This is a genomic window from Mycobacterium simiae, assembly GCF_010727605.1.
Lineage (GTDB): Bacteria > Actinomycetota > Actinomycetes > Mycobacteriales > Mycobacteriaceae > Mycobacterium > Mycobacterium simiae.
Genome location: NZ_AP022568.1, coordinates 5,255,799 through 5,281,857 on the forward strand (window position 1 = coordinate 5,255,799; position 26,059 = coordinate 5,281,857).

The following is a 26,059-nucleotide window of genomic DNA, read 5'->3' on the forward strand; positions in this document are numbered from 1 at the left end:
GGATCATGCGACGTGCCGTGGTGGTCGAGGGTGTTGCAGAATTGCCAACGTTTATGACCCTAAGTCTTCGGAGGAGTAGCGGGCCATGGGGTTCACTCGTTGTGGCGTCGTACTGGGATTGCTGGTCGCCGCCGCGCTGGGATTGTCGGCATGCGGCCGCCATTCCAATCAATCAGCGCCATCGAGCAGTCCCAGCACCCAGTCGGTCAAGTGCGGTGGAAAGAAGAAGCTCCAGGCCAGCGGTTCGACCGCGCAGAAAAACGCGATCGAACAGTTCGTCTACGCCTATATCCATGCGTGCCATGGTTACACGCTGAACTACAACGCAAATGGCTCCGGCGCCGGAATGAAGGAGTTCCTGGATAATCAGACCGATCTCGCCGGCTCGGACTCGCCAATGGATTCCTCGAAGGGCGAACCTGACCGGGCAGCCAGACGCTGCGGGTCGCCGGCATGGGATCTGCCGACGGTGTTCGGGCCGATCGCGGTCACCTACAACATCAGCGGGGTGAACTCGCTTAATCTGGACGGACCCACCTCCGCGAGAATATTCAACGGCACCATCACTCGGTGGGATGATCCGGCGATCAAATCACTCAATCCGAGCGCCAATCTGCCCCCGACGGAGGTTCACGTTGTTTTCCGCAGCGACGAGTCCGGCACGACGGACAACTTCCAGAAATACCTTGATGCTGCGTCTAACGGCGCCTGGGGCAAGGGCAGTGGCCAGGCGTTTAACGGAAGTGTCGGCGAAGGCGCCAGCGGCAATGACGGCACCTCGGCGGCTCTGCAACGAACCGACGGGTCCATCACCTACAACGAGTGGTCGTACGCGGTCGGCCATCAATTGAGCATGGCCGAGCTCGTCACATCGGCGGGTCCGACTCCGGTAGCTATCACTGCCGACACGGTCGGCAAGACGATTGCCGAAGCTACATTCGGGGGCCAGGGCAATGACCTCGTCGTGAACACGTCATCGTTTTACACACCAACCCAGACCGGTGCGTACCCGATCGTGCTGGTCACCTACGAGATTGTCTGCTCCAGGTATCCGGATTCGGCGACCGGCACCGCGGTAAGAGCATTCATGCAGGCCGCCGCGGGGGACGGCCAAACAGAGTTGGACGAGTATGGCTACATTCCGTTACCGAGTTCGTTTCGATCGAAACTGGTTGCAGCGGTGAACGATATCGCGTGATTAGACGTCATGCCCGTCAGCGACGCGAACTGCAGCCGGCAGCACGACAGCGTCGGGCGCACAAGTCAGCAAGGGTGAATAGACACTTGCGTGGGTTGGGTCGAGGGGGACGATGACGGTGGACGACACCGTTTCGCGGCCACGGGCGCGGTTTGGGCCGTTCCAGCTGATACGGCTGATGGACCACGGCGCGATGGGCGAGGTCTATGAGGCCCAGGACACCCACAACCACCGGGTAGTCATGCTGAAGCTGATCTCGCAGGAATTCTCTAATGACGCGATCTTTCGGGCGCGGATGCACCACGAGGCGGACACGCCGGGGCGACAAACCGACGCACACATCGTGCCGATTCACGAGTGCGGTGACGTCGACGGCCAATGTTATGTCGCGCTGCCCATGATTCGCGGCACCTCGTTACGCACGCTGTTAATGGACCACGGCCCGCTTACCCCCGCGCAAGCGGTTGCCGTTGTAGGCCAGATTGCTGCCGCGCTGGATACCGCGCACGCCCGCGGCGTCACCTATCACGACGTCAAACCGGAAAACATCCTGGTCGCCGAGGACTACTTCGCCTACCTGCTCGATTTCGGTATCGCCGACGCTATCAGCGACCTCACGATGACCGAGAGCAAGACCGCCGTAGGAACCTACAACTACATGGCCCCGGAGTGGTTCACCGACGGTGAGATCGGTTATCCCGCTGACATCTACGCGTTGGCCTGTGTGCTGAGCGAGTGTTTGACCGCGATACCGTGCTATCTGGCGGACAGTGTCGAACAGTTGGTTGCCATGCAGTTGGCAGGGCCGGCCCCGCGGCCCAGCCAACTGCAGCCGGAGATCATGCCAGCCCTGGACTCTGTGGTGGCCAAAGGTACGGCCCCCGATCCCGCCGAGCGCTATCGAACCGCGGAAAATCTCGCCGTTGCGGCCCACGATGCGCTCACCACATCCGTGCCGCGTCAAGAAGCCGATCTTGGGCGGCACGACAACGAGATCCGGCTAAACGAAGCGCTCGCGGCGGATACAAAGGTCAACTACACCAGTTCGGGCACCGAACCCCAAACCATTGGCGCCACAACGTCGCAACCTAGCCATTCGGGTGACGCGACAGGAGACCGGCCTGGAGCTAGGAACACTGATACCGAGGACTTGAGGGCCAGCAAGGGGGAATTGCCATTATCAGCGCCCCACTTTCCCCCCTGGTGGACCCAAACGCCGGCTATGCATGCCGACAGCTGGCGCACTCAACCGCCCGCCACATCGATTCATGACCGACCGTTTCTCGCGATGCAGCCTCGTGGCAGACGCAAGCTGTGGGCGATCCTCGGCGCTGTCGGGATCCTCGGGGTCGTCACCATCGTCGTGGCCGGATTCCTCATTTCGAGTCCATCACCGCCTTCGCAGCAGGCGTCATCCTCACAGCAGCCGCCCAGGCAGACCGTGCTGCCGTTCAGGGGTCTGAACTTTCGCCTCTCTCCGGGCGGGGTGGCCGTGGACAACTCCGGCACCGTCTACGTCACCAATCAAGGCATGTACGGCCGGGTGGTGGCTCTGGCCGCCGGGTCGAGCACACCGAATGTGGAGCTATTCAGGGGTCTGTACGAGCCCCAAGGCCTGGCGGTGGACAGCGCTGGAACGCTGTATGTCAGCGACTTCAACAATCGGGTGGTGATGTTGGCGGCTGGGTCGAGCAGCCAAGTTGAGCTGCCGTTCACCGGTCTCAGCTACCCAGAGGGCGTCGCGGTGGACGATCAGGGCAGCGTGTACGTCGCCGACCGCGGCAACAACCGTGTGGTGAAGTTGCCCGCCGGGTCGACCTCCCAGGTCGTGTTGCCCTTCAACGGCCTGAATAACCCGGACGGGGTGGCGGTGGACAAAACCGGCAACGTGTACGTCACTGACACCGACAACAGCCGGGCGGTGCGGTTAGACGCCGGGTCGAACAACCAGACCGTGCTCCCGTTTCCCCGCCTCGCCAGCCCGTGGGGTATCACGGTGCACAGCACCGGCGACGTGTTCGTCACCGAACGCGACACCAACGATGTGGTGGAGTTGGCGGCGGGGTCGTCGACACCGACGACGCTACCGTTCACCGACCTCAACACGCCCTTGTCAGTGGCAGTGGACAAGGCCGGAAACGTCTACGTCGCCAACCGTGGCGACGACAGCGTGCTGAAACTCGCGCCATAGATCACAAAGACCTTCCCATGCGGTCACGCGAAAAGTCTTCTCGCCGGCCTATTTCGTCCGCTACGTGCTTCGTCGAGCACTCCCAGAAGAGCGGCATTCGGCGCCCTCGTCGTTGTGACATGGTGCGAACTTGTCAGGCCAGGTAGCGACGTGCAGTTCCGCGCCCGATGGGGAACGGCCCGGCGTTCGGCTCATGCTCACGATTCACCGGTCGCGCCGAGGCGTCGGTATGATGGGCGGCGTTCAAGGGCCGCCGTGCGTCGAATATCCGCTGCCGCAGGAGGTGCGCCTGATGCCGTGCCGGCGTCGACTACGAGCGGTGTGCGGCACGGCTGATCGACACCAAGCCAGGCGTCATGCGACTGGTGGCGCATTGAGGGCCGGATGTGTGAGCTTGAGCGTGGTTGAAGGCTGGTGAGTCGGTTGTGCTGCCCAGAAGTGAGCTTGCGCGCGCCCGGTTGCCTTACGGGGGCGACGGGCGTGCGCGGGAGCGGCTGTACCTGTTGGATGCGTTCGACCAGATCCGCGAGTACTTCGGCGATGTGTGAGTGTGTCGGCGCAGGTGCGGCCTGGGATAGATCACCTCTCACCGATCGGCCACACGTTGCTGCCTGATTACTTCACAGACGATCACAGCGAGCTTTGGGATGCGCTGCGCAAGCGCGGACCGGTCGTGTTTATCGAAGACAGCGTGTTTATGAATGGCTATTGCCTCACACGGGCCGATGACGTGCTCGCGGCGCTGCGTAACCCGGAAGTGTTTTCGCTTAACCTCGCTTTGGATCGGCCGGAACATGCACGTTGGCGCGCAATCTTGCAGCCGTTATTGAATTACCACGCGGTGAAACAGATGCAATCCGCGTTGCAAGATCGGGCCGCAGCGGTGGTCGAAGCGGTCACCCCGCAACGTCGTTGCGAGCTGATCGCCGATGTTGCGGAGCCATTCGCGGCTGGGGTTCTTCTCACACTGTTGGGGTTGCCGCCGCAACACGCGGATAGGTTGCTGCGCTGGGAGAAAGCGCTTTGGGCGATCCAGCGGACGCCTCTGGCCGCGGTCAAAAGGGAGGATTTGGCGCAAAAAGTTGAGATGCTCGCGTATTTGACGCAGGCTTTCGCGCAGCGCCGCGCCAGCCCTGATATTGCGGGTGTTATGTCTCGGTTGGTTGCCGGTGACGATGGGTTCGACGACGCTGACGCGTGCGCGGTAGTTGAGATGCTGATCGCCGCGGGCTTTACGCCGTTTAGGAGCGCGGTGGGTTTCGTGTTTCTTGACCTTGCGCGCGACCCGAGGCTATGCGCTTCGCTCCGCGAAAACCCCGCAGGGATTGAGGGATTCGTCGAAGACGTGCTGCGCCGCGAGCCGCCGGCCCCGGTAATTATCCGCAGGGCCGCTCAGAACGTCACCGTAGCGGGCGTCGAGATACCAGCAGGGGCCCGGGTCGTCCTGTGCGTAGGGGCGGCCATCCAAGAAGACATAGCGGATGGCCACGGGTCGCGGGCGGACTACTGGGCGTTCGGCGGAGGACCGCACCGCTGTGTGGCCGTCAGTTTGGCGAAAACAGCGTTGACTGTGTTGATCAGCGAATGGTTACGCACTATCCCCGCGTTCGGGTTAGATGCTGAGTCCGTGCCGCCGGTTATCCTCGAGGACGCGGTCCGGCTGTCGAGTTTGCCGCTGCGCTGGCATTAGGTCAGACCGCGGGCGGGTAATGGCCGTAGCTGCCGCGCTGGTCGACAGTTTCAGCTCAGCATCGCGCGACACACAGTCCAGTTACGGCCGCCGCGCCCGCGGCCGTGAGCGCGGCAGTAGCCGGCCGTAATGATGTCTCCGTTTCGCCGCGCCGCTCCCCTGCCGGTGACGCGCTTCGAGGAATATGCACGAATTGAATATGTGCCGCGCTGCTCTCCCGGCGGGGACTCCTTGTTGGGTGGGCGGCGGCGTCCGGCTTTGGTGATCAGCACGATGTGTTTGCGGCGGTCTTCGAAGCATCGGCGGCATTCGATCAAACCCTCGTCCTCGAGGCCGTTGAGCAGGGCCACGACCGCTCCATCGATGCACAGCGCTTGACGCCGCTCCGAGTGGGGTTGTTCTCCGAGGTCACGTAGCAGGGTGAGCACCACGGCTTGCCGGTATGCTCGGGCCTTATAGCAATATGCTACAAGGCGTAGCATGCTGTCACAGGGGTGCGCATATGACGAACGTCGCCGATCGCGTCACCAGGGTCGCCGCCGACCTGGTGGACAGCGCTGCTGCCGAGGGCGCTCGCCAGAGCCGGTCGGCCAAGCAGCAACTCGATCATTGGGCTCGCGTGGGCCGGGCGGTTTCGAGCCATCAGTCGGCCTCACGTCGCCGCGTCGAGGCCGCGCTGGCAGGTGACCTGGACACGAGCCGTTTGTCCGAGGAGGAGGGGCTGGTCTTCAACGCCGAGATCTCGGCCGCTATCGAGGAGTCCCTGGCCACCGCCCATTACGGTGATCTGCTGTCAATGCGCGGCATCACGACAGTGGCGCTCAACGACGACGGCCAGATCGTCGAGTACAGGCCAGACGGCACTACCTCGGTGGTCGACGTCGAGGGATGAGCCCTGACTTCGCGGGGCGCCGATGAAGCGGCTGGACCTCGTCGTCGGCCCGAACGGCGCTGGTAAGTCGACTTTCATCGCGTTTACCTTGGCGCCGTTGTTGCCACGCAGCGTATTCGTCAATGCCGACGAGATCGCAAAGCGGCGTTGGCCCGATGATCCCGCCGGGCATGCCTACGATGCAGCCCGGATCGCTGCAGATACCCGCGCCAAGCTGATCGAGGCTGGCGTGTCGTTCATCGCCGAGACCGTGTTCTCCCATCCCTCGAAGCTGGACCTGATCCGCTCAGCCCACGATGCGAGCTATGTCATCGCTTTGCACGTGTTGCTGATCCCCGAGGGGCTAGCCGTCGAACGGGTGCGACGACGCGTCGGTCACGGCGGCCACGACGTCCCCGAGGGCAAGATCCGCGAACGGCACCGCCGATTGTGGCATTTGGTGGCCGAAGCGATCGAGATCGCCGACACTGCAACGGTCTACGATAATTCACGCCTCGACGGTCCCCGGATCGTCGAGCAACTGACTGCGGGCACGGTCATTGGCGCACCGACGTGGCCAGCGTGGGCGTCCGACGAGCTACTCCGACGCTGGCCCCGGTAGGGGCCGATGTCATCGCTGTGACCGGTGCCGCAGCCAGCTCCGGCGCCGGCGAGGCTATCCTTGTCGGGCGCCTCGGCTCATGGGCCGAGTGCGTCCGGCAGACTCGCAGGTCGACGGTGGCCGATGACAAAGACCTGCAATCATCCACCGGGGGCGGCCGCGGCCATGGAGTGGTTAACTCAAGAAGTTCTCACGAAGGTTGGGGAAACACGTTCATGCCGCGCCGATCAGACTGGACAAGCCGGCCCTGCGCAACTCCGTAAGGTGATGGCTCACCGTTGACGCACTTTGGTCCAGCACCGCGGCCAGCTCCCCTGATATCTCCTCGCGGGCCGGCGAGCTGAACAGACGGAGTGGCAGCAGGTTTCATTTGTGTGCTGCGCGGTCCCGAGGCATACCAGGACGATTCAACGACAATTGCATGGCATCGCTGCCCAGCCCGCGGTACCGGCACCGCCCCCCGGCGGGCAATACATTCCGCCCTCGATGACTTCTCAGCACGTTGGTCGCATCGCCGCAATGACCGAATAGTCGACAGAGCGGTTGGTGAGTGGTGGCGGTAGGATCGGTGCAGCCATCATTCCGGTGGGCGACGGAGCCAACCGAGGCTGAGGAGTGAGCTTCCTAGTCTTCTGTAGGGCCTTGGTGATCGGAATATTCACTCTTGCATACCTTTTGTGAGGTTAGTGATGCGCGACGAACTGTTTTCCGGCTTCAGTGAAACCGGGTGGGATGCAGCGCCGTGGGACGTCGAACCGACCTTCACTGCTGAAGAGTTGCAGATCCTGTTGAACCCGGCCCTGACACCCGCCGAAGCTGCCGATCGGGTCGGTTGCGTCGTGCACGACGTTCTACGGTTGCGTCGAACGGCCTGAAAACAACCCAGACGCCGCACAGATTCTGGAATCTGGAGAGTCGAGCTCGATCAGATCCCGTCTCGACGCAAGACAATGCCCGGTGTCATGCCAGCCGGTCCAGGACAACGATGGCCACAGAGGATTGACGCCGGGCATGGTTTAGACGCAATGTGTTTGGTGGCGGCCAGACGGAAGTCGAATCGGGCCGGTCCCGAGTGGAATGCCAACTTGAGCGGATGACTCTTGCAGCAGAAAGAATTGCCACAATGGATTTGGAGTGCCTGACAGCCAGTCAGCCGCGCCTTCCAGCGCGACGATTGATATGACTAAGAGTTTGTCTGCCAGCCGAAGTCGCGGGCGAGCATCGATGACGCCTTGGGGATTCTCTAGTCCGATTCTGCTGGAACACCAGCCCGCAATGACCCGTACCTTGGATCATTCCGCACGCCTGGTGTGGCGGATATTTGGGCGTCCAATCGATACCCGCTCAGAACACCAGTGGCTCGATGGGCCCAGCAACCCGCCGGGAGGTACTGGCGATGAGTGGCTCCGGGCCTTCGAGTCGGCGGGCAGAGTTCAGCCTCCGTGCCCGTCTGATGGTCTTCTGGAAGACATGTCCGTTCTCGATGGCGTCGATTTCGTGTCTGCCGCAGTCGATCCCGAAATCCGGCACTTCTATGAACACACCGCCGCATGGGGGATGCAGGTATGGTCACACTGGAATCCCGTCTTCGCGTGGGCTGGCGAATTCATCGCGTGCCTGTGGAGCCGACGTATCCAGCAGCTCGCCATTCCAGTCCACCCGATGGCGGCAAGCTATGGCATGTCTAGCAAGGTTCGGACCGTCACCGACGGAGCCAAGCGTAGGGTCGGAGCGTCGTGGGTTCGGGAACTGCGTGTGGACGGTTCGAAGGTCTATAGCGGCTTCTATCGCGTGACCCTTATACCTAACTCTGACCAGCCTCATGTCCATATCACCTTCCCGCTCGAATACGGCAACGCGCAGGTGTTTCTAGCACCTAGCAATGACCCAGACGGCTCGTTATGGCTGCAGTCAGGTTCCGCTGCGTTTGGCGGAGACGGCTTTTACACCGTCGTTCGAGTCGGCAGGCAGTGGTATGCCGCCAAGGCGCCGTTTCGCGAAATTTTTCACGTGTACCGGGACAAGGTGGGCCTGCTGCGCACCGATCACTGGGTCAATATGGGCCGGTGGCCACTCTTTTGGCTGCACTATCGGCTCGATGCCCTCAGTTGAGGCAGTGAGGCAGAAGGAAACCTTCGAGGCGACCTGCCACGCCTTGATACTCAACCCGTCTGCATCCCAACGTGGAGAGGATTACGGCAAGAACGAATACGAAGTGGGTTAAAGGAAGTGGGTTAAGTAAGTCGGCGCTTGGCGTGGTAGGCCTTCAGCTCAACTCAGTCCATGTGCGGCTTTCAGGATGTCGCCGAGCCGCTCACCGATGATGACGCATGGCGCCATCGTGTTGCCGCTGGTGATGCGCGGCATGATGGACCCGTCAGCGATCCGAAGCCCCTCGATCCCGTGAACTTTTAGGGCTCCGTCGACCACCGCCATATCGTCGCGGCCCATCTTCGCCGTGCCCGTCTGGTGCCAGTAGCTGCTGGCCCCGTTTCGAATGAAGGTCTCGAGAGCGTCGCCGGAGAGATCGCCGGGCATCACTTCCCGGGCGGTGAAAGGGCGCAGCGGCGCCGAATTGCCGATTTCACGGCACAGTTGCACGCTGGCGATTGCGGCGCGCATGTCGTCGCCGTCGGCCAGCATGTTGGCTTCGATGATCACGGGGTCGGCTGGGTTGGGCCCCGCTACGCGGATGCGACCCCGGCTGCGCGGCCGCAAGATTCCGGCGCACATCGTCCATCCATGCGCTGGCAGGCCGAATCTGGCGACATTCTCGGTGCTCGCCATCGGAAACTCCCCGACACAGATCTGTAGATCGGGTTCTTCGGATTGGGAGTCGCTGTGCCAGAAGACCGTGACTTCAGCGCCGTTGTTACGCGGCTCGATCGGAGCGGAACACTCCCAGACACAGTCGATCCGAGGGTGATCCTGGAAGTTTCGGCCCACCCCCGGGAGATGCCCGACCACCGGAATGCCCCATCTTCGCAGCGCGTCAGCATCGCCCAGCCCCGACTGCATCAGCAATTTGGGTGTGTTGATGGCACCAAGAGATACGACTACTTCTCGGGTCACCGAGACGCGATGGGTCGACCCGGCGTGAGTGAACTCCACACCGGTGGCCCGGTTACCGCTGAAGGTCAGCCGGCACACCGTGGCGCCGGTGACGACCGTCAGATTCGCCAGGTCCAAACGTGGTTCGACGTAGGAACCGAATATGGATTGGCGGATCCCGTCACGAATGCGCACGTCGACGATGGATGCACCTCCGGCTCGCTCCATCATTGACCCGTTGTGGCTGTCATAGGTTGGGATCCCGATCGACTGAGCACCGTCGATGACAGCGTGCGCAATCGGGCTGGCGTCACGGGCGGGCTCGACGAATACTGGGCCTCCTACACCGCGGCGATGGGGGTCCGACGATCCCTGCCAATCTTCGATACGACGGTAAATTTCAAGCACACGCTCGTAATTCCAAGCGGCGTCGCCGGCCTCGGCGGCAAAATGGTTCCAGTCGCTCTCATGCCCGCGCGCCCACACCATCACGTTGATGCTCGACCCGCCGCCGAGAACCTTGCCCATGTTCAAGGCGACTCTGCGCCCGTTGAGATGGACGTTCGGCTCAGAATTGAATCCCCAGTCCCGTTCGCTTCCGAGGTTGAGAGGCCATCGGGCCGGGTCGGTGACGGCTGGGTCATCGGCCGTACCGCCTGCCTCCAGCACGAGCACGGTGGCCCCGGGATCATTGGCGAGCCGCGCGGCGACCACCGATCCTGAAGAACCACAGCCGCAAACGACGAAATCGTATACCGGGGCCACGCTGTTTGCCGTAATCCCCTGCAACTTGTTGTCGACCAGCATGCGATCGAGCATCCGCAGAGGTCCCAACGCATGTTTGCGTGTGGGCGCACGGTTCTTGACTCGGCGCGTGCATTGCCGGCTTGCACCGCGCGAGCATGAACTTTTGCAGGTGCCGCCTCGTATTGCTGCCGTGGAGACGACGATGTCGGGTGTCCTGGCAAATCCCACCGGGCGGGACGACTTCGACAAGTTCAGGCATGCGATATCGGATACGTTTGTGCCCCTGGCACTGTCGGTCGCCGGTCGCACTCCCCCTCGGCGGTGGGCGATGAGATCAGCCAGTCTCGGTGCGGTACAGGTGACTGATGTGGCATTGTCGGACGCGGCTGAGGTCCATCGGACCAATCGTCTCATCAATCAGGGCGCCGATGACTATCTGAAAGTCGGTCTTCAGTTGCGCGGCAGCTGTGTGATATCCCAAAACGGTCGGGAAGCGCAGTTGAACCCAGGCGACTACGCCGTCTATGACACGACCCAACCCTATCGACTTACCTATCCGGCTGGTTACCAGACCCTGGTGCTGATGTTCCGTCGCGAGCGATTGCGATTGACCTTGTCACAGCTGACCCATGTGACCGCGCAAGCGCTGCACCGTCACGAAGGGTTGGCAGCATCGGTATCACCGTTCCTGGCCGAACTCGGGAAGCGGTTTCAGATCCGGGGACATCCCGCGGCGACCCACCTAGCTGACGCCATATTGGAGATGCTGACCGCATCGTTGGCCGAACGGCTCCCGTTCTCCGTCGATGTCGAACCGGGCGGTGGTCGAAGCGCTCTGCTCATGCGCATCCATGCCTTCATCGAGGAGCGGCTCGGCGACCCGAACCTCGATGTTCCGACTATCGCTGCCGCACATCATATTTCGGTGCGTTACCTGCAGGGATTGTTCGCCGCACAGGAGCAGACCGTCAGCGGTTGGCTGCGCAGCCGCCGGATCGATCGGTGCCGTCAAGACTTGGCTGACGTCCGTTTCGCGAACCAGCCAGTAAGTGAGATAGGCGCACGTTGGGGCTTGCTCAATCCTGCGCACTTCTCGCGTACGTTCAAAGCCGTATTCGGGTGCCCGCCGACGCAGTACCGCGCTGCGGTGTTGGACGAACTCCGGTCACAGCGCACAAACGGGGTAACAACGGCAGACTACAAAGATGGCGCGCCATCCTGACGCTGTTGTGTCGCGTCACAAAAGGGGGCGTCGCACCAGCAACACCCGAATGATGGGGTCTAACCGATCGAAGTCCGCCGGGTTGGTGGCGTAGATGGGGTGTTCGACGAGCTGATTGATGCCGCGGGTCTACCGCCGCGGCCTGAACCTCGGGACGAAAGCTGGCACTGGTATGTGTGCGATCATCAATATCCCTATGCTCCGGGAACCGGTGGTATTGGTTCGCTGACGGTTTCCCAGATCTGCTGGTCGCTCATCGAGGCGATCGCCTCGTAGACGCCGTCGGGGTAGTGCATCGCTGGCTTGGTGGGATCAATAGGAGGTTGGGCAAGCGGCTGTTCGGGACGTTCGAATGTTGACGGGTTTTTCATAGCTGCCAGCTCATTCAGCGAGATATCGCAGAGCTCAACAACTTCGGGGTCTACCCACGCGTCGGCGTCAATGTCAGTGCCACAGCACACTTCGAGACTGAGCCCTTCCGGTCCGGCGAAATAGATCGATTTGATGAAGCCATGGTCGACGGGACCAATGACCTGTACCCCTCGGCTACGGATTCGGTCCCGCAAGGTGAGGACTTCGTCAAGCGAGTCGACGTGAAGAGCGACATGTTGCATGGCTCCGACCGTCACCGCGCCGCCGGGGTTGCCGGCATGGGTAATTCCCCATTCGATGTCTTTGGGGTTATCCGGGTGCTGGACGAAAGCTACGTAGGAGTCCGAGGCGAGTTCGACAAATCCGTGATAAGCGCCGTCTACACCGTGCATGTAGTACAGGGCACGCAACGGACAGCCCAATACGTCGCACCAAAACTCCAATTGTGACTTCATGTCTCGGGTAGATAGCGCAAGGTGATTGACGCCGCGTGGATGCAGCGCGGTAGTGCTCATGCGGGCTCCTCTGCTCTAACACGATTGAAAAGATTGCGCAGGCACCATTTGAGCACGACATCGCTGTAGGCCACGGTATGCGACAACATCAATTGGTGCATCCCCTGCGGATGGACATAGAGTTCAACCGGCCCATCAGTGGCATCGGCAACTGTCCGCGCCAGATCCGGACCGAACGTGGTATACATCGACACCCTGGGTTGCGTGGTACGCGCACCAGCTGTCGTAAATGCCTCCGTGTGAAGCGATCCCGTGCTGGATTAGCAGCGCGTGATCCGCGTCTGCACCAGCGAATCTGTAGCTGAACGTCTCGCCGACGACATGTGCTTCGCGTTGCACAACTCTAGCGTCACCTTTTTCTCGCCGCCCGTCAAGAAACAGTTGGCCGGATGTATCGTCGATGCGTGACGACGTCCGCTGTCAATTCCATCGAAAAGCGCGGCCGGCCCCGGCTGCGCAGTGATGACGAAATCCTGCGCGCTGCACTAGTGGCGTTTGCCGAACATGGTTACGACCGTATGTCGCTGCGGAATTTGAACGCCGAGCTTGGACTCAGTCGCGGCACGATCAACCAGCGATTCGGGTCAAAAGAGCAACTGTGGTATTCCGCGGTCGACAACGGTTTCGAGGCCTTGCTCAAGGACATCAATACGGAACTGCAGTGCTCCCAAACAGCCCCCGACGACCTGGCTCAGCTGCGAGCCTTCATCCGGGCCTTTCTGATCGCTTCGGTGCGTCGCCCAGAACTTGTCAGGCTCATGAACCACGAAGGCTTACATGCCAGCAGCCGCCTCGACCACATTGTCGACTCGTTCGTCATGCCTGCGATGGCAACGCCAATGCAAGCACTGCGGCGCTTGGAAGCCACGGGCCACGCGAAATCAGTACCCGCTCGCATGCTCTTGTTCCTAGTCGCGCATGGAGCGGCGGCACCGTTCACCCTCCGGCCGCTATCGGATCGGTTCGACGGTGTTGACGGAACTCTCGACCCGATATCACACGTGGAGGCGGTCACTGATGTCGTCGTCCGCGGCATTGCCGGCAAGGGGTGACTCGGCGGATGACGCGGACGGTGGAAAGGACGACGACGACATTCGCTTTCCAACGCTCGGTGGCGCCGCTTGCAGCGGCGGCAGCCGCGTCTTTGGTCAAGCAGTGCTGTACCTACGGACCGTGCTGCGCGGGAAACACCTCATGTGGCGCCGGGAGTTGGACAGACTCGAATTGGGCAGCGATGAGCACCTGCTCGACGCTGGGTGCAGCAACATCCCTGGACGCGCCAGCTCTTTCGCGTGCCGGCGATTTCCCAATCAGTCACCTCGAGCGGTCGTTCGCGACATGGCATTCGTACCTGTCCGGGTATCGGTCCCAACCGGTCATCGGAACGGCCCGGAATAAAGAGTAATGGGCGCCCCGCCAGAAACATGGCGCTGCGGCCGCTAGGCGGAGGGATTGATCAGTGCGATGGCGCTGCAAACCGCCTCCTCGGTGACGCTGGCCAGAGGTTGGTCATGTTCGACGGTGTGCGCCGCCAGTTCTCGAAGGCCACCGACCAACAGCACCGCCCGCGCGTTAGGCACGGGATCGATCCCGATGGCCTTCAATTCGTCGGTGTCGCTCAAGGTTTGAACTAGTTCGACGAACTGACGCATGGCGGTGCGCTGCAGAGAACGGGCGGAGGGGCCCAGGGCGGGAACGTCGCGGATCCAAGTGAGGGTGAGGTGGCGACGACGTTCGGCCCAGTCAAACCAAGTCTCCACCGCTTGGCGTACCTGGGTTTGCCACGGTGCGGCCGGGTCGACGGCGGCAGCTACTGCTGCGAGGTTGGCGTCGTTGGTTTCCGACAGCAGAGCGACGAGACAAGCCTCACGGTCTGAAAACGCCGCGTAAAACTTTGATTTCGAGGTCCGGGCCCGCCGGACGACATCGGCAACCATCGTGTTGGCGTAGCCGACCTCGGCGATGGACTCCGCCATCGCCTCCAAAATGCGGCGTCGGTAGAACTCGGAATCTCTGCCAGCGGGTCGCGTGCGGCCGCGTTCGCCTACAGCTTTCACACCTATTCCCCTCTGCCAGGTCGATGGTAGGCGCTGCGCGGTCGCACTCTGGTACGTCGATGTACTAGAGTCTAGTACATCGACGTACCAACGGGAGGATCAATGGCTCTGCTCACCAGCGACCCCGTGCGATTACCGTCCGGTGTAAAGCTGCCGCGAATCATTCAGGGCGCCGCGATTTTGATCGACCGGCCGGGTGCGCTGGAGTACGCCCGTCGGCGCCACGGCCCGGTGTTCAGTGCCTCGCTTCCATTGTTCGGTGACGCCGTCGTCCTCAGTGACCCCGTCCTCATCAAGGAATTGTTCACTGCCGGAGAACTGGTGGAAACGTTCACCAACCTCGGCGCCGTCATCGGGCCAGGCTCGACCTTCAGCCTCAATGGCGCACCACATCTGGCCCGCCGCAAGTTGCTCATGCCGCCATTGCACGGCAAACGAATGTACCTATACCAGCAGATCATTGAAGATGAGGTCGCCCGCGAGCTGTCGACCTGGCCGGTGGCAACGCCGTTCGCGACGCTCCCGTCGATGATGCGGATCACCCTGAATGTGATCCTGCGGGCGGTGTTTGGCGCCGACGGGCCTGAACTGGCGGCACTGCGAGAGCTGCTTCCGCCGGCGGTGCTGCTCGCGTCCCGGCTCACCGTGCTGCCGGCCGCGCTGCGCCGCGATGTGGGGCGGTGGAGCCCGTGGGGGCGTTTGGAACGGATGCGGCATGAGTGCGACGAGATCATCGGCGCGCTCATTCAACGCGCCAGGATCGCACCTGATCTCGACGAGCGCACCGATGTGCTGGCCATGCTGGTGGCCGCCAGAGATGAGGACGGCCGGCCGATTTCCGACGATCACATCATCGACGAATTGCAAACGCTGTTAGCCGCCGGGCACGAGACCACCGCGACCACGCTGGCCTGGGCCGTCGAGCGGCTACGCCGCCACCCCGACGTGTTGTCCCGGTTGGTCGAAGAGGTCGACGCGGGCGGCTCGGATCTCCTGCAGGCCACGGTGTGGGAGGTGCAACGCAGCCGACCGGTGATCCCCTTCGTCCTGCGGGTTACGACGGGCCGCCTGCGACTGGGCGAATGGGTCCTACCCAAAGGGCACACCGTCATCGCCAGCATCGCCCTGTCGCACAGCTCTATCGCCAACTACACCGATCCGGCGCGGTTCGACCCTACCCGCTTCCTCAACGACAAGCCCGACACCAGCATGTGGATCCCCTACGGCGGTGGTGTCCGTCGATGCGTCGGTGCGGCCTTCGCTAACACCGAAATGTTGACCACCTTGCGTGAGCTGTTGCGCACCTACACACTCGAAGCCACCTCCGAACCCGACGAAAGGCCTCGATCCCGTGGCATCGCCAACGCACCCGCGTCCGGTGCCATCGCCGTCGTCCACCGGCGCAACGTCCGGCAGCGCAGTGACTTCTAACGAGCCCAACAACGCGCGAATGCATGTTCGCTGGTGCGCAGAGTAGGTCGCTACGCCAATGGAGCGTCCCTGGTTCGCTGCACTGGAACCCTCAGTGCCCCAAGTATTTCCGGTTCATTCGGTGCTCCCCGAACGCGCCCAGGTGCTGGCCACGCAGCTGGGGCCCGGGCCAGCAGGCTGGGCTGTCGAACTGGGCGCACTGATGGCAACCAGCATCACCGCCGCGATTCCGGAGTTGGCCGTGGACACGGTCGCCGCTGAGGTGCACAAGGGTTGCGAGGCCGTGGCCTTGGGCGCCCTGTCCGCGCTGGCGCTCGGCGGGGACGTGACTTCCGCGGCAATCCCTGAAGTTCTTACCGGGCCAATGGAGGTAGTGGCGCGCGGCATCGGAATCGAGCACATGCTGCGCAGCATTCACATCGCCCACGCCACCGCCGCAGGCGTGCTGTTTGACGCAGCCGAACGCGTGGTGCCCGAATCGCAGAGCTTCACCGAGATGCGGCGCATCGATGAAGCTCTGTTCGGCATCGTCGACGTCCTGACCGCTCGCATGGCCGATGAGTACGCCCGCGCGCACGAGGAGTGGCTGACCAGTTCGGTGGCGCTGCGCACCCAGATCGTAGAAGACCTCCTGCAGGGCACCGCCGTGCCGCTGGAGCGGGCGACGCGGATCCTGGGGTACGACCTGACCCGCTGTCACCTGGCTGTGGTCGTCTGGACCGGTGCGACCACACCCCCCGAACCGATCCAGCTCAGATCTGCTGCCGCCGAAGCGCTTTCCGCTGCAGGGTGCGTCTCGACGCTCATACTTCCCGTGGGAGCCCAGCGCGTATGGGCGTGGGGTTCACGGACATCGCAGCCGCCGGAGTCGGTGGTGTCCACCACGCCGCCGCCTCCGGGCGTGCGTCTCGCGATCGGACTGGCCGGTGCCGGCGTCGAGGGCTTCCGCGACAGCCACCGGCAGGCAGCCGAAGCGGCGCGCGTCGGCGCGATGTCGACGCGCAACGCCTGGTCGTTTCGCTATCAGGACCTCGACTTGGTCGCCATGCTCAGCACCGACCTGCCGGCCGCCCGCGACTTCGTCGCCCGGGAACTCGGCGACTTGGCCGGGGACACGAATTCTGTTACCACGATGCGGCGCACCCTCAAGCACTACCTCGACCGTGACAGGAGCCTGGCCGCCACCGCGACCGATCTGCACATCGCGCGCAACACCGTGGCCTACCGCGTGCAGCGCGCCGAGCACCTTCGTGGTCGACCCGCGACCGATCGCCGCCTGCAGCTGCATGCCGCGCTTACCCTTGCCGACGAACTCGGTGACGCGGTTCTGCGACCAGTGGTGCCACCGTTGGACTGAGGTCCAGTCGGAGCCGGTCGATTGTGGACTCAAGCCCAGGCGCTCGCGGGTCGCCGGGCAGTTGACTGAGTATTGAGCGCGTCGAACGACGAGCAGACGTGGAGAAATCGGTGGTCGTCCATCTCGTCCGATACCGGGACAGCGAGCAAGCCTCATGGGGCGTGGTCACAGCTGACGTCGTCTCGCCACTCATCGGGCAATACCCGAGCACCGCCGACCTGATCGAACGCGGCGAATCCGACTGGAGGGCGGCCGCGGCCAAACCCGGTCAGGTGCCGCTGACCGACGTCGAGTTGCTCGCGCCGGTCACCACGCCGTGCCGGGTGATGTGCCAGGGCGCCAACTACCGTCAACACGCCATCGAGTCCGGGATGGACCCCGACAACCGCGTCTTCAACCTGTTCTTCGACAAGACCGACGCCGCGATCACCGGGCCGTGTGATCCGGTCACCCGCCCCGCCCACGTCACGCTGCTCGACTACGAAATCGAGCTGGCTTTGGTCCTGCGCCGATCCGTCGACGCGCCGACCGCGATCACCGTCGAGGACCTGCACGACTACGTCTTCGGCGTCACTATCGCCAACGACCTCTCCGCCCGGGACATCCAGCTGCCGCAGGGGCAGTTCTTGAAGGGCAAGAGCTATCGCGGATTCTGTCCGCTGGGGCCGGTGCTGGCCGTCCTCGAACCCGAGGACTTCACCCTGCTCGACGACCTCGAGTTACGGCTGGAGGTCAACGGGTCGCTACGGCAGACCGACAGCACCGCGAACATGGTCTACCGGCCCGCCGAGACCCTGACGGAGTTGACCGAGTTCTGCAACATCAGCCCCGGTGACGTGCTCCTCACCGGCACTCCGCACGGTTGCGTGGCGACGTCGCCGCCGCCGATGGTCCGCCGACTCGCAACCGCCCTGCTGCCCGAGGACAAGCTGTGGGCGGCATTCGTCAAGCAAAACCAGCGCAAGCCCTATCTGCGTCCCGGTAACGTCGTCACCGCCTCGATACGCAACGCCGCCGGGACTCTCGATCTGGGCACTCAGCGAAATGCCATCGTCGCCCCGAGCAGTTAGAAAGGAGTCACGTTGAGCGCCACGCCAAGTCCGCTGCAACCCTCCGACTCGTCGGGTTCCCACTGCACCGCCTCGCAGCCGCCGGATCTCGGAGACCTTCCCGACCGGCTGGTACCGGATTTCATCGCCCACTGGGTGGTTAAGACCGCTCGTAGCGCCGAAATGATCGACTGGTACGGGCACGTTTTCGGAGCCCGCGTCGTCCACGAAGACAATCAAATCGCCTTCCTGACTTGGGATCACGAGAGCCATCGGTTGGCGCTGGTGAAACTTCCCCCGCCATTCCGGTACGTCTTCCCGCTGTCACGCTGGCGCCGCAAGACCTACGGCCTCGACCATCTGGCATTCACCTTCACCTCGGTCGAAAGGTTACTGCTGACCTATGAACGGCTGAAGAAGGATGGAATTACTCCCGTCTGGTCTATCAACCACGGGCCCACGACCAGCCTGTACTACGAGGACCCCGAAGGAATCCGGCTGGAATTTCAGACCGAGAACTTCCCCACCGCCCAGCAGACCGCCGAATACTTCAGCAGCGACGAGTTCAGCGAAAACCCGATCGGCACCGACATCGATCCGGACTACCTTCTCGAACAGCTCCGGGCGGGTACACCTGAAAAGGATCTGCTGACGCGCGGCGCCGGCACCCGTCCCGGCACCAAACCTCGCTCCAACAAGCGAGCGATTACCTGGAAGACGTTGTGAGGCATGGACGCTGACTCACTCGTCATTGTCGGCGCCGGCGCCGCCGGGTCGACCCTGGCCTTGCTGCTGGCCCGCTACGATATCGCCTGCACGGTCGTCGAACAACGCACTGACCCCCGCCTACATCCGGCCGCGCATGTCATCAACGCGCGCACCCTGGAGATCTGGAACCGGGCCTCCCCCGCGCTGACGCGCGCCCTGGAATCGATCACTCCGCCGATCGACACGGTCAACATCATTCGTTGGTGTACCGACGTCCGCACCGCCCCGCTCGGAGAGATCGACCTGTTGTCCCAACCCGACCGACTGGCCGAAGTCCGCACGCACAGCCCATACCTCATTTCGCACATCGGTCAGCACCTGCTCATGCCGGTGTTGTGGGATGCCCTCGACAATGAGGACTTGATCGACTTCCGGCGGGGGTGTCGCGCCGAGATGGACGGCGAGCGGGTGACCCTGCGCTCGGCGGGCTCTCAGTCGACGGTGACGTCACCGCGGTACATCATCGCCGCCGACGGGGCGAACAGCACGTTGCGCGACGCTGCGGGGATCGCGATGCGGGGGCCGGTACTGGCCAACATGGGCAGCGTCTTCTTCCGAGCGCCCAAGCTGTACCCCGACGGCAGTGACCGGCCGCTGCTCAGCTGGATCTACCATCCTCGCTTCAGTGGCGTAATGATCGCCCACGCCGATGACGACTACGTGCTGATGACCCCCTACCTGCACGAGGCCCAACTGATCGCTCGTGACAGCCGACGATTCTGGGAGCGCGTCCTGCCCAACGTTATTGGCTCCACCGACTACCGGATCCGCTCCACCGGAACCTGGACCATGACCAAGCAGATCGCCGATCGGTTCCGCCACGGACCCCTGCTGCTCGTCGGAGACGCCGCGCACCGCTTCCCACACACCGGCGGCTTCGGGCTCAACAGCGGCGTGCAGGACGCCCATAACCTCGCCTGGAAACTCGCCGCGGTCCTGTGCAGCGGGGCATCCGACTCGCTACTGGACACCTACGAGATCGAGCGGCGGCCCGTCGTCACCCGTTTCGCCGAGCAGAGCACCAACAACCACTTCAAGCTCGACCAAGTAACCGAGCCACTGGGCATCACCAATCGCTCACTGCACCAGGCGACCGAACTCGCGGGAAAGCTGCGCCTGAAAAGGATGCCTGACCGAATAGTCGCGGTCGTCGCCGACACGTTGACCTATGCCCAAACTTCGCGTACCAAACGCCTTTTGCGCCGCGACGCCCGCGGTCGACGACTGCGCCAACACATCACCGATGCTGTACCGGGCCAGGAGGAACACTTTGTGGCCACCGGCCTGGAATTCGGCTACGCCTACACGAGCTCGCTCATTGACACCTCCGAAGGACCCTGCCCAGACTGCGATGTCGCGTTCTATCAACCGACTACACATCCGGGAGCCCGGCTGCCGCATGCGTTCATCACGACCCAGGATGGTTCACATCTATCGACTCACGAGGTAATCGCCAGCACGGGGCTTACGTTGTTCACAGCCGACCCGCAGGGCTGGAGCGCAACTCTGGCCGAAACTCCGTTGACGGTGCCGATCGCGGTGGTCGCGCTGAGCGCACCGAGCAACGACCATCACGCTGCGCTAATCGAGCTCTTCGAGGTCGGTGACCGCGGCGCCGTTGTGGTCCGACCCGACGGACACGTGGTGTGGCGCACGGACATTGACGTTTCAGCGGCCGATCGGCTTCTCGACTTCATCGAACGCGCGTGGAGCGGCGTCTACCGGACGTCTGTGCCGAGTCTGCAGGAGGCACCGTGACATCGCTCATCCGCTGGGCTCCGCCCCGTCCCCGCACCGGAACGCTGCTCGCGACCTGATCTCGTAGCCTCGCGCGTGCTGTGGTTGTCGACGGCGACGGTCCACCACGCCAACCAAATTCCCTCAGATCCCACCGACCTGAAGCTCGGTGGGCACCAGGCATAGTCTGCCTCGATGGTGGGCATCATGAGTCGTACTCCAGGTAGCTCGAGCTCAGGTTTTGGACCGCCTCGTGCATCGTGGACGAGTTCAGGCCGCTATCAGCCGCACCGGCAGGTGGTCGTGTCGGTGGATGATGTTGTTGATCGCCCAGGTCGGCTCGGCGGTGATCTCGATGCGCTCGACGGCCTCGGTGAGAGCTTTGAGCATTGCGGTGGTCTCGAGCCGCGCGAGGGCTTGGCCGGCGCAGGCGTGGGCGCCGTTGCCGAATCCGACGTGGCGTCCGGCGTCGTTGCGGATGTCGAAGACGTCGGGAGCATCCCATTCGCGCTCATCACGGTTGGCTGAGGCGTAAATGACCAGCAGCCGGGCGCCGGCTGCGATGGGCACGCCTTCTATCTCAGTGCTGTGCAACGCCTTTCGGGTGAACCCGCGGAGCGGGGATTCGTAGCGCACGACTTCGTTGACGGCGTTGGGGATCAAAGAAGGCTCGCTTTTGAGCAGTTCCCACTGGTCGGGATGTCGAGCGAGCAGGTAGATGGCATTCGAGATTGCGCTGATGGTGGTGTCCAGGGACGGGGCGATGTAGTCGATCATCAGCGGCGGCACTTCCTCGACGGCGAGGTTGCCTTCGTCGACAGCAGTGAGGAGTTCGTGGGCCATGCTGCCGGGAAGCACGTCTCGGTCTCGTACGATGCGGCGGGCGAAGCGCAGCATTTGCAGGCTGCGCGGTACGGCCTTGAGCGCCTGCAGGTTCGCCGGTCCGAGGATGTCGAACGTGGCTGCGCCCCAATCGAGTAAGCGGGATCGTTGATCGCGCGGCCACCCCACCAGATCTGGCACGACCGCCAGCGGGAGGGCCGTGGCGAGATCGGCGACAGCGTCCAGCTGTTGCCGGCGCACGGCGTCCTCGACGATAGAACGGGCTCGGGCGTCGACGTCGTCGCCGAGCGCGCGCAGGGCACGGGGCATCATGCGGTGCGCGAGGAGTTTTCGGCGCCGGTCATGGTCGGCGCAGTCGCTGTTGAGGGTGGTGCCGCGCGAGAGTCGGTTGGTCAGCGGGTTGGCTGCGACGCCGTGTCCGGACAGGAACTGGCCGTCGTCGCGGAGAGTCGCCTTGCATGCGGCGTAGCGCGGCAGGGCGTAGAGGCGGTGGCGGGCCAGCCAGACGACGGGCCCGAGTTCGCGTAAGGCGCGGTAGTGCGGGTGCGGGTCGAGAATCGCTGCGCGCGTGTAGATGTCGGGCCGGTACACCGGAACAGCCGAGGAGCGATGAAACACTTGGATGATCCCTATCCGTAGTGGGCGGGGCCGGTGCGCGGCGAGACGTCCGATATTTGGTCCACTCGGAACAGGGGGACAGCGCGGCACAGGGTGGTGAGGTTGCGGCCGGCGATCATGACGGTGCGGTCGGGTCGGATCACTGCGGCCTTGACGTGATGGCGGTTCAGCCAGTGGGCCAGCTCAGTTCCGGCGGCGGCATGGACCGTGCGGGCGCCGCGTGCCGCCACGATGTCCTGCTGCGACGGAGTCAGGTCGACGGTGGTGATCACGCCGAAGCCTGTTCCCAATGCGTCGTCGAGCCGACAGCCGTCGCCCGAGTCTGCGTTTGGGCAGAGCCGCCCCGCGATACGACGGGTGGTCGGTGTGCGGTGCACTAGTGTCGAGGACCGTAGCGGCGGGGTCTGCGAATCGGTGATCTTCGCCCGTAGTCCAGGCACCAGGTGCAGGCGGGGCAGCACGACGGCGCGCGTGGCCGCGCCGAGCCGGCCCCCAAAGGTCATGGCGCGTCCAACGTTGAGCGCCAGGGTGATCATGGCGCGGGCATGCGGCCGTCGCTCGGCTTCGTAGCTGTCGAGCATGCTGGACGCGAGATCTCGGCGCTGGACCGCGGCGATCTTCCACGCCAAGTTCATCGCGTCGCGCAGTCCGGCACCCATGCCCTGACCAATGAACGGTGGGGTGAGATGGGCCGCGTCACCGAGCAAGAAAATGTTCCCGCGCCGCCAGCGGTCGGCGATCTGAGCGCGGAAGGTGTACTCGGCGACCCGTAGGACGCGCAGGTCCGCGTCGGTAACGTGACGCGTCCACGGCGCGATCAGTGGCCGTAGGGCGGCCAGGGTGGCGTATTCGTCGACCGATTCGTGATCGAGCAGCGCGAATTCCCAGCGGTACCTCGTGGACCCGATACGCATGTAGGTCCCCGCCCGCTGCCTGTCGCAGACCTGATGCACGCCGTCCCACTGCTGTAGATCGGCAGTGCTGGTGATGTCGACGACCAGCCAGCGCTGGTCGAATTTGAGGTTGCGCATCGACGCGCCGATGGCGCCGCGCACCGTGCTGTTGGCGCCGTCGCAGCCCAGCACGTAGTCGGCGCTGATCACTGACTCGAGGTTGGTCATGCGGTCGCGGATCCGCAGGTGTAGCGGACCCGCCGCCGCGGTTTCGGTAACCCCGAGGACCTCGACGTCACCCCGGAACCGGGCGTGCGGAAAACGGGCGAGATTGCGGCGGAGCAACTCCTCGAGTTCGGGTTGGTCGAACATGCTTGCCGCTGGAAAGCCGTTCTGCGTCACCGAGGTGTCGCGCCGGAATTCGGCCAATACCGTCAGATTTCGGAGCACCAAGCGCAGACCGCGGGCTGGACGGGAGATCGCGGCGAAGTCGTCGGCGATGCCGAGCCGGGCCAAGATGCGGTAGACCTCGTCATCGAGGTGCACGGCGCGCGGCTGCGGATAGACCTGCGGCCACCGGTCCAGCACCAGGGTGTCCACGCCGTACTGCGCGAGCAACGTTGCCGCGGTGATACCGGTCGGACCGCCGCCCACAATGGCCACCGAAACGTGCTCAGCGGGCACGCCATTGGGGGCGCTCATGCGTGGCGCACCGCCAACCGTTGGACACCGAGATCGATGGCGTCGTCGTCGGTGGCAATCGACGCCTCGACGACGTCGCCGTGCTGCAGATACTTCGGGTTCTTCGCCTGACGTGAGAAAAAAGCTTTCCACTTGACGGCCGGCGGTAGCAGGTTGCCGATGATCTCGATCGGCTTGGGCGGAGCGGTCAGCGCGGTGCCGGCCGGGGTGCCGGTGAGGATCAGGTCGCCAGCCGCCAGGTCTTGGAATCGTGTCAGTGATTGCAGTGCTTGGAGCGGCCGATAGAGCATGTCGCCGTCGACGACCGAATTCTGGCGTTCCTCACCGCTGACACTCAGCCGCAGCCGCAGGTCGCCGAATCGGGCCAGCTCGGAAGGATCGACGAGGACCAGCGCCGGTCCCACCGGCGTGAAGGTCGGGTACGACTTCGCCTCGTAGAACTGCGTTTGCGGCAGTTGGATGTCGCGCGCGGACACGTCATTGGTGATGGTCAGACCGGCGATGTACTCGGCCAGGTTCGCGTCAGTGATCGTGGTGCCCACCGGGATGTCGCGCCCGATCACGAGGCCGATTTCGACCTCGTAGTCCAGCAGCTGCACATGTGGCGGGCGGACGATCTCGCCGAAGGGCCCGGTAATGGACGCCGACGACTTCCGAAAGAAGGTCAGCGGCACCGTCTTTGGGTCCATACCGGCATCGATGACGTGGGACTCGAAGTTGGTCATTTGGGCGACGACGCGGCACGGGGTGGTCACCGGCGACAGCAGCTTCAGTTCGTCGAGGGCGACAGTGCCGGCGGTGGCGGCGGCCGCGTCGGTGGCGGCTTTGTCGGTGAGGAGTTCGGCCGTGGTGGTGGCGCTGGTGTTGATGCGGGCGGCGCCCGTGGCGTTTTGCACCCACCAGCCGTCGGCGGTGCGGAGGACGGAAATGGTCACAAGATCGCTACTTTCAATAATCCGATGAGACGGTTGAAGTCGAATTCGTTGTCCGCGCGCAGGGCGGTGAGCATCGAGGCCATCTGATGGCGAGCCGCGCGCGGGTCGGCGTCGAGGAAGTCTTTGGTCGCCGGTGGCCCCCACTGCGCCAGGCCCGATGCGGTGAAGGGCGCCCAGCCGGGTTCGAGGGTGTTGTCGAACATGTCGCCGTCGGTGAAGTGTTCGACGAGGAAGCCGTCGGGGTCGCGCCAATAGTCGAACAATTGGCTGCCCTGGATGTGGCGACCGATACCCCAGGATCGGTGGTAGCCCCGTTCGCGCAGGTACTCGCCGCCGGCGGCGAGCGCGTCGAGATCGCTGACTTCGTAGGCGGAGTGGATGTAGCGGTTGGCCGGACCGAGCGCCAGGGCGAGGGTGTGGTGATCGGCCGGGGTGGTGCCGCGGTCGCAGCGGATGAAACTCATTGCCGGCCCGCGGGCGCGCTGGCGGGGGAAGAACAGGAAGTCGCTGACGATCATTCCGAAGGTGTCCAGATACCAGTTGAGTGTGCGCAGGTAGGTGGTGGACTGCAGCACGACGTGACCGAGGCGTTGCACGCGAGCGGGCACGCGAGGCGGCCGCACGGTGGCGTTGATCCGCGTGTCCTCGGGCCCGGTGTTGACGACCTGCGGGGTCTGAGCGGGTTGGCCCGGCAGCTCGTGAAGACCAGCGACGACCTTGACCGCCATGCCGCTGGGATCGGTCAGCTGCACCGCCGCTCCCCCGATCGACTCCGGAAGCGGCTGCAGCCGGGCACCGGTTTTGTCGGCCAGCCGCACCAGGTCGACCTCGTCGGCCGCGCGCAAGGCGAGTCCGGCGAACCGGGTGCGCTGCCCGCGACGCAGCATGACGCACGCCGAACCGGCGTTGGTGCCGCGCAGATGCAACTGGTGGGGTTCACGCAGGGCGATGCCGAATCCAAAAGCCCGGGCGAAGGCCTCCGCGCGAACCAAGTCGGGCTTATCGAACTCCAGCCAGGCGATATCGGCAACCCGCATGATCGGATCCCTCGAGCGACCGGGATGCTCCCCGTGCAAGGCGCCCTGATCGTTGTGCAGACCCGTGTGCCCGTCGCCCTTGGGCGTCACCGTCCGTGCCACAACTCTGTCTCCTTCGCTTCGATCTGACGAAATCGTCACATACGTATAAAC

Annotated in this window: 24 protein-coding genes and 1 pseudogene; 15 read left to right on the top strand and 10 right to left on the bottom strand. The window is 63.7% G+C overall.

Annotated elements, in window-relative coordinates; all coding sequences use genetic code 11:
- The first annotated feature begins 85 nt into the window (after nt 1-85).
- The 4 genes from pstS (at nt 86) to G6N33_RS24460 (ending at nt 5,079) form a co-directional block, all read left to right on the top strand.
- Entirely contained in the window at nt 86-1,198 is a 1,113-nt protein-coding gene (gene pstS, locus G6N33_RS24450; protein ID WP_044506178.1) for a phosphate ABC transporter substrate-binding protein PstS, read from the top strand.
- A 112-nt stretch (nt 1,199-1,310) separates the two neighbouring features.
- Complete coding sequence (locus tag G6N33_RS24455; protein ID WP_044506176.1) at nt 1,311-3,389, top strand: serine/threonine-protein kinase PknD; 2,079 nt, start codon at nt 1,311-1,313, stop codon at nt 3,387-3,389.
- Nucleotides 3,390-3,814: 425 nt separating this feature from the next.
- On the top strand, nt 3,815-3,937 hold the full coding sequence (locus G6N33_RS27790; protein WP_269210858.1) for a hypothetical protein: 123 nt from the start codon (nt 3,815-3,817) through the stop codon (nt 3,935-3,937).
- 2 nt (nt 3,938-3,939) lie between these two features.
- Complete coding sequence (locus G6N33_RS24460) at nt 3,940-5,079, top strand: cytochrome P450 (protein WP_049918926.1); 1,140 nt, start codon at nt 3,940-3,942, stop codon at nt 5,077-5,079.
- Nucleotides 5,080-5,129: 50 nt separating this feature from the next.
- Here G6N33_RS24460 and G6N33_RS24465 read toward each other — a convergent pair whose 3' ends face one another.
- The gene (locus G6N33_RS24465) at nt 5,130-5,510 is read right to left on the bottom strand and encodes a helix-turn-helix domain-containing protein (RefSeq protein WP_049918925.1); all 381 of its coding nucleotides are present in this window, start codon (nt 5,508-5,510) and stop codon (nt 5,130-5,132) included.
- Between the two features lie 71 nt (nt 5,511-5,581).
- Between G6N33_RS24465 and G6N33_RS24470 the strand changes: the two genes are divergently transcribed.
- Together G6N33_RS24470 and G6N33_RS24475 are read left to right on the top strand one after the other, a co-directional pair.
- On the top strand, nt 5,582-5,971 hold the full coding sequence (locus tag G6N33_RS24470) for a TA system antitoxin ParD family protein (protein WP_044506174.1): 390 nt from the start codon (nt 5,582-5,584) through the stop codon (nt 5,969-5,971).
- Nucleotides 5,972-5,993: 22 nt separating this feature from the next.
- Nucleotides 5,994-6,572, top strand: coding sequence for an AAA family ATPase (locus G6N33_RS24475; RefSeq protein ID WP_101528579.1), 579 nt, complete (start codon nt 5,994-5,996; stop codon nt 6,570-6,572).
- Between the two features lie 190 nt (nt 6,573-6,762).
- Here the strand turns inward: G6N33_RS24475 and G6N33_RS24480 are convergent.
- Nucleotides 6,763-6,920, bottom strand: a pseudogene (locus G6N33_RS24480) (ArsR family transcriptional regulator); the annotation flags it as partial.
- 341 nt (nt 6,921-7,261) lie between these two features.
- Between G6N33_RS24480 and G6N33_RS24485 the strand changes: the two are divergent.
- Together G6N33_RS24485 and G6N33_RS24490 are read left to right on the top strand one after the other, a co-directional pair.
- Nucleotides 7,262-7,447 carry a hypothetical protein gene (locus G6N33_RS24485; protein WP_044511842.1) on the top strand — a complete coding sequence of 62 codons (186 nt, stop codon included), beginning with the start codon at nt 7,262-7,264 and terminating at the stop codon, nt 7,445-7,447.
- 595 nt (nt 7,448-8,042) lie between these two features.
- A complete protein-coding gene (locus tag G6N33_RS24490; RefSeq protein ID WP_232069450.1) occupies nt 8,043-8,684 on the top strand; it encodes a hypothetical protein in 642 nt (213 codons plus the stop codon).
- Nucleotides 8,685-8,843: 159 nt separating this feature from the next.
- Here the strand turns inward: G6N33_RS24490 and G6N33_RS24495 are convergent, their stop codons facing one another.
- Nucleotides 8,844-10,430 carry a GMC family oxidoreductase gene (locus G6N33_RS24495; protein ID WP_232069451.1) on the bottom strand — a complete coding sequence of 529 codons (1,587 nt, stop codon included), beginning with the start codon at nt 10,428-10,430 and terminating at the stop codon, nt 8,844-8,846.
- Between G6N33_RS24495 and G6N33_RS24500 the strand changes: the two genes are divergently transcribed.
- Entirely contained in the window at nt 10,417-11,592 is a 1,176-nt protein-coding gene (locus G6N33_RS24500; RefSeq protein WP_232069452.1) for an AraC-like ligand-binding domain-containing protein, read from the top strand. The two genes, G6N33_RS24495 and G6N33_RS24500, sit on opposite strands and share 14 nt — an antisense overlap.
- A gap of 194 nt (nt 11,593-11,786) precedes the next feature.
- Here the strand turns inward: G6N33_RS24500 and G6N33_RS24505 are convergent, their stop codons facing one another.
- Together G6N33_RS24505 and G6N33_RS24510 are read right to left on the bottom strand one after the other, a co-directional pair.
- A complete protein-coding gene (locus G6N33_RS24505) occupies nt 11,787-12,479 on the bottom strand; it encodes a VOC family protein (RefSeq protein WP_044506173.1) in 693 nt (230 codons plus the stop codon).
- The gene (locus G6N33_RS24510; RefSeq protein WP_155945862.1) at nt 12,476-12,667 is read right to left on the bottom strand and encodes a hypothetical protein; all 192 of its coding nucleotides are present in this window, start codon (nt 12,665-12,667) and stop codon (nt 12,476-12,478) included. The genes G6N33_RS24505 and G6N33_RS24510 overlap by 4 nt, the downstream gene beginning before the upstream one ends.
- Nucleotides 12,668-12,967: 300 nt before the next feature.
- On the opposite strand from G6N33_RS24510, the gene G6N33_RS24515 reads away from it, so the two are divergent.
- Entirely contained in the window at nt 12,968-13,531 is a 564-nt protein-coding gene (locus G6N33_RS24515) for a TetR/AcrR family transcriptional regulator (protein ID WP_163771684.1), read from the top strand.
- Between the two features lie 387 nt (nt 13,532-13,918).
- Here G6N33_RS24515 and G6N33_RS24520 read toward each other — a convergent pair whose 3' ends face one another.
- A complete protein-coding gene (locus tag G6N33_RS24520; RefSeq protein ID WP_044506171.1) occupies nt 13,919-14,455 on the bottom strand; it encodes a TetR/AcrR family transcriptional regulator in 537 nt (178 codons plus the stop codon).
- Between the two features lie 183 nt (nt 14,456-14,638).
- Here G6N33_RS24520 and G6N33_RS24525 point away from each other — a divergent pair, with 183 nt between their 5' ends.
- The 5 genes from G6N33_RS24525 to G6N33_RS24545 all read left to right on the top strand — a co-directional run bounded on the left by G6N33_RS24525 (nt 14,639) and on the right by G6N33_RS24545 (nt 20,899).
- Nucleotides 14,639-15,967, top strand: a complete 1,329-nt coding sequence (locus G6N33_RS24525; RefSeq protein WP_044506169.1) for a cytochrome P450 — start codon at nt 14,639-14,641, stop codon at nt 15,965-15,967.
- Nucleotides 15,968-16,088: 121 nt separating this feature from the next.
- Nucleotides 16,089-17,324, top strand: coding sequence for a PucR family transcriptional regulator (locus tag G6N33_RS24530; RefSeq protein WP_231382403.1), 1,236 nt, complete (start codon nt 16,089-16,091; stop codon nt 17,322-17,324).
- Nucleotides 17,325-17,485: 161 nt separating this feature from the next.
- Entirely contained in the window at nt 17,486-18,394 is a 909-nt protein-coding gene (locus G6N33_RS24535; protein WP_231382402.1) for a fumarylacetoacetate hydrolase family protein, read from the top strand.
- A gap of 12 nt (nt 18,395-18,406) precedes the next feature.
- On the top strand, nt 18,407-19,099 hold the full coding sequence (locus G6N33_RS24540) for a VOC family protein (RefSeq protein ID WP_049918922.1): 693 nt from the start codon (nt 18,407-18,409) through the stop codon (nt 19,097-19,099).
- A gap of 3 nt (nt 19,100-19,102) precedes the next feature.
- Nucleotides 19,103-20,899, top strand: coding sequence for an FAD-dependent monooxygenase (locus G6N33_RS24545; protein ID WP_044506168.1), 1,797 nt, complete (start codon nt 19,103-19,105; stop codon nt 20,897-20,899).
- A 249-nt stretch (nt 20,900-21,148) separates the two neighbouring features.
- On the opposite strand, the gene G6N33_RS24550 is transcribed toward G6N33_RS24545, so the two are convergent.
- Genes G6N33_RS24550 through G6N33_RS24565 form a run of 4 tightly spaced genes read right to left on the bottom strand, consistent with a single transcriptional unit; the run spans nt 21,149 to nt 26,008 of the window.
- Entirely contained in the window at nt 21,149-22,339 is a 1,191-nt protein-coding gene (locus tag G6N33_RS24550) for a cytochrome P450 (protein ID WP_044506167.1), read from the bottom strand.
- A gap of 11 nt (nt 22,340-22,350) precedes the next feature.
- Nucleotides 22,351-23,934: a bifunctional 3-(3-hydroxy-phenyl)propionate/3-hydroxycinnamic acid hydroxylase MhpA gene (mhpA, locus tag G6N33_RS24555; RefSeq protein ID WP_044506165.1), complete on the bottom strand. Its 1,584-nt coding sequence runs from the start codon at nt 23,932-23,934 to the stop codon at nt 22,351-22,353.
- Entirely contained in the window at nt 23,931-24,869 is a 939-nt protein-coding gene (locus G6N33_RS24560) for a fumarylacetoacetate hydrolase family protein (RefSeq protein ID WP_044506163.1), read from the bottom strand. The genes mhpA and G6N33_RS24560 overlap by 4 nt, the downstream gene beginning before the upstream one ends.
- Nucleotides 24,866-26,008: a VOC family protein gene (locus G6N33_RS24565; RefSeq protein ID WP_044506161.1), complete on the bottom strand. Its 1,143-nt coding sequence runs from the start codon at nt 26,006-26,008 to the stop codon at nt 24,866-24,868. The genes G6N33_RS24560 and G6N33_RS24565 overlap by 4 nt, the downstream gene beginning before the upstream one ends.
- Between the last annotated feature and the right edge of the window lie 51 nt (nt 26,009-26,059).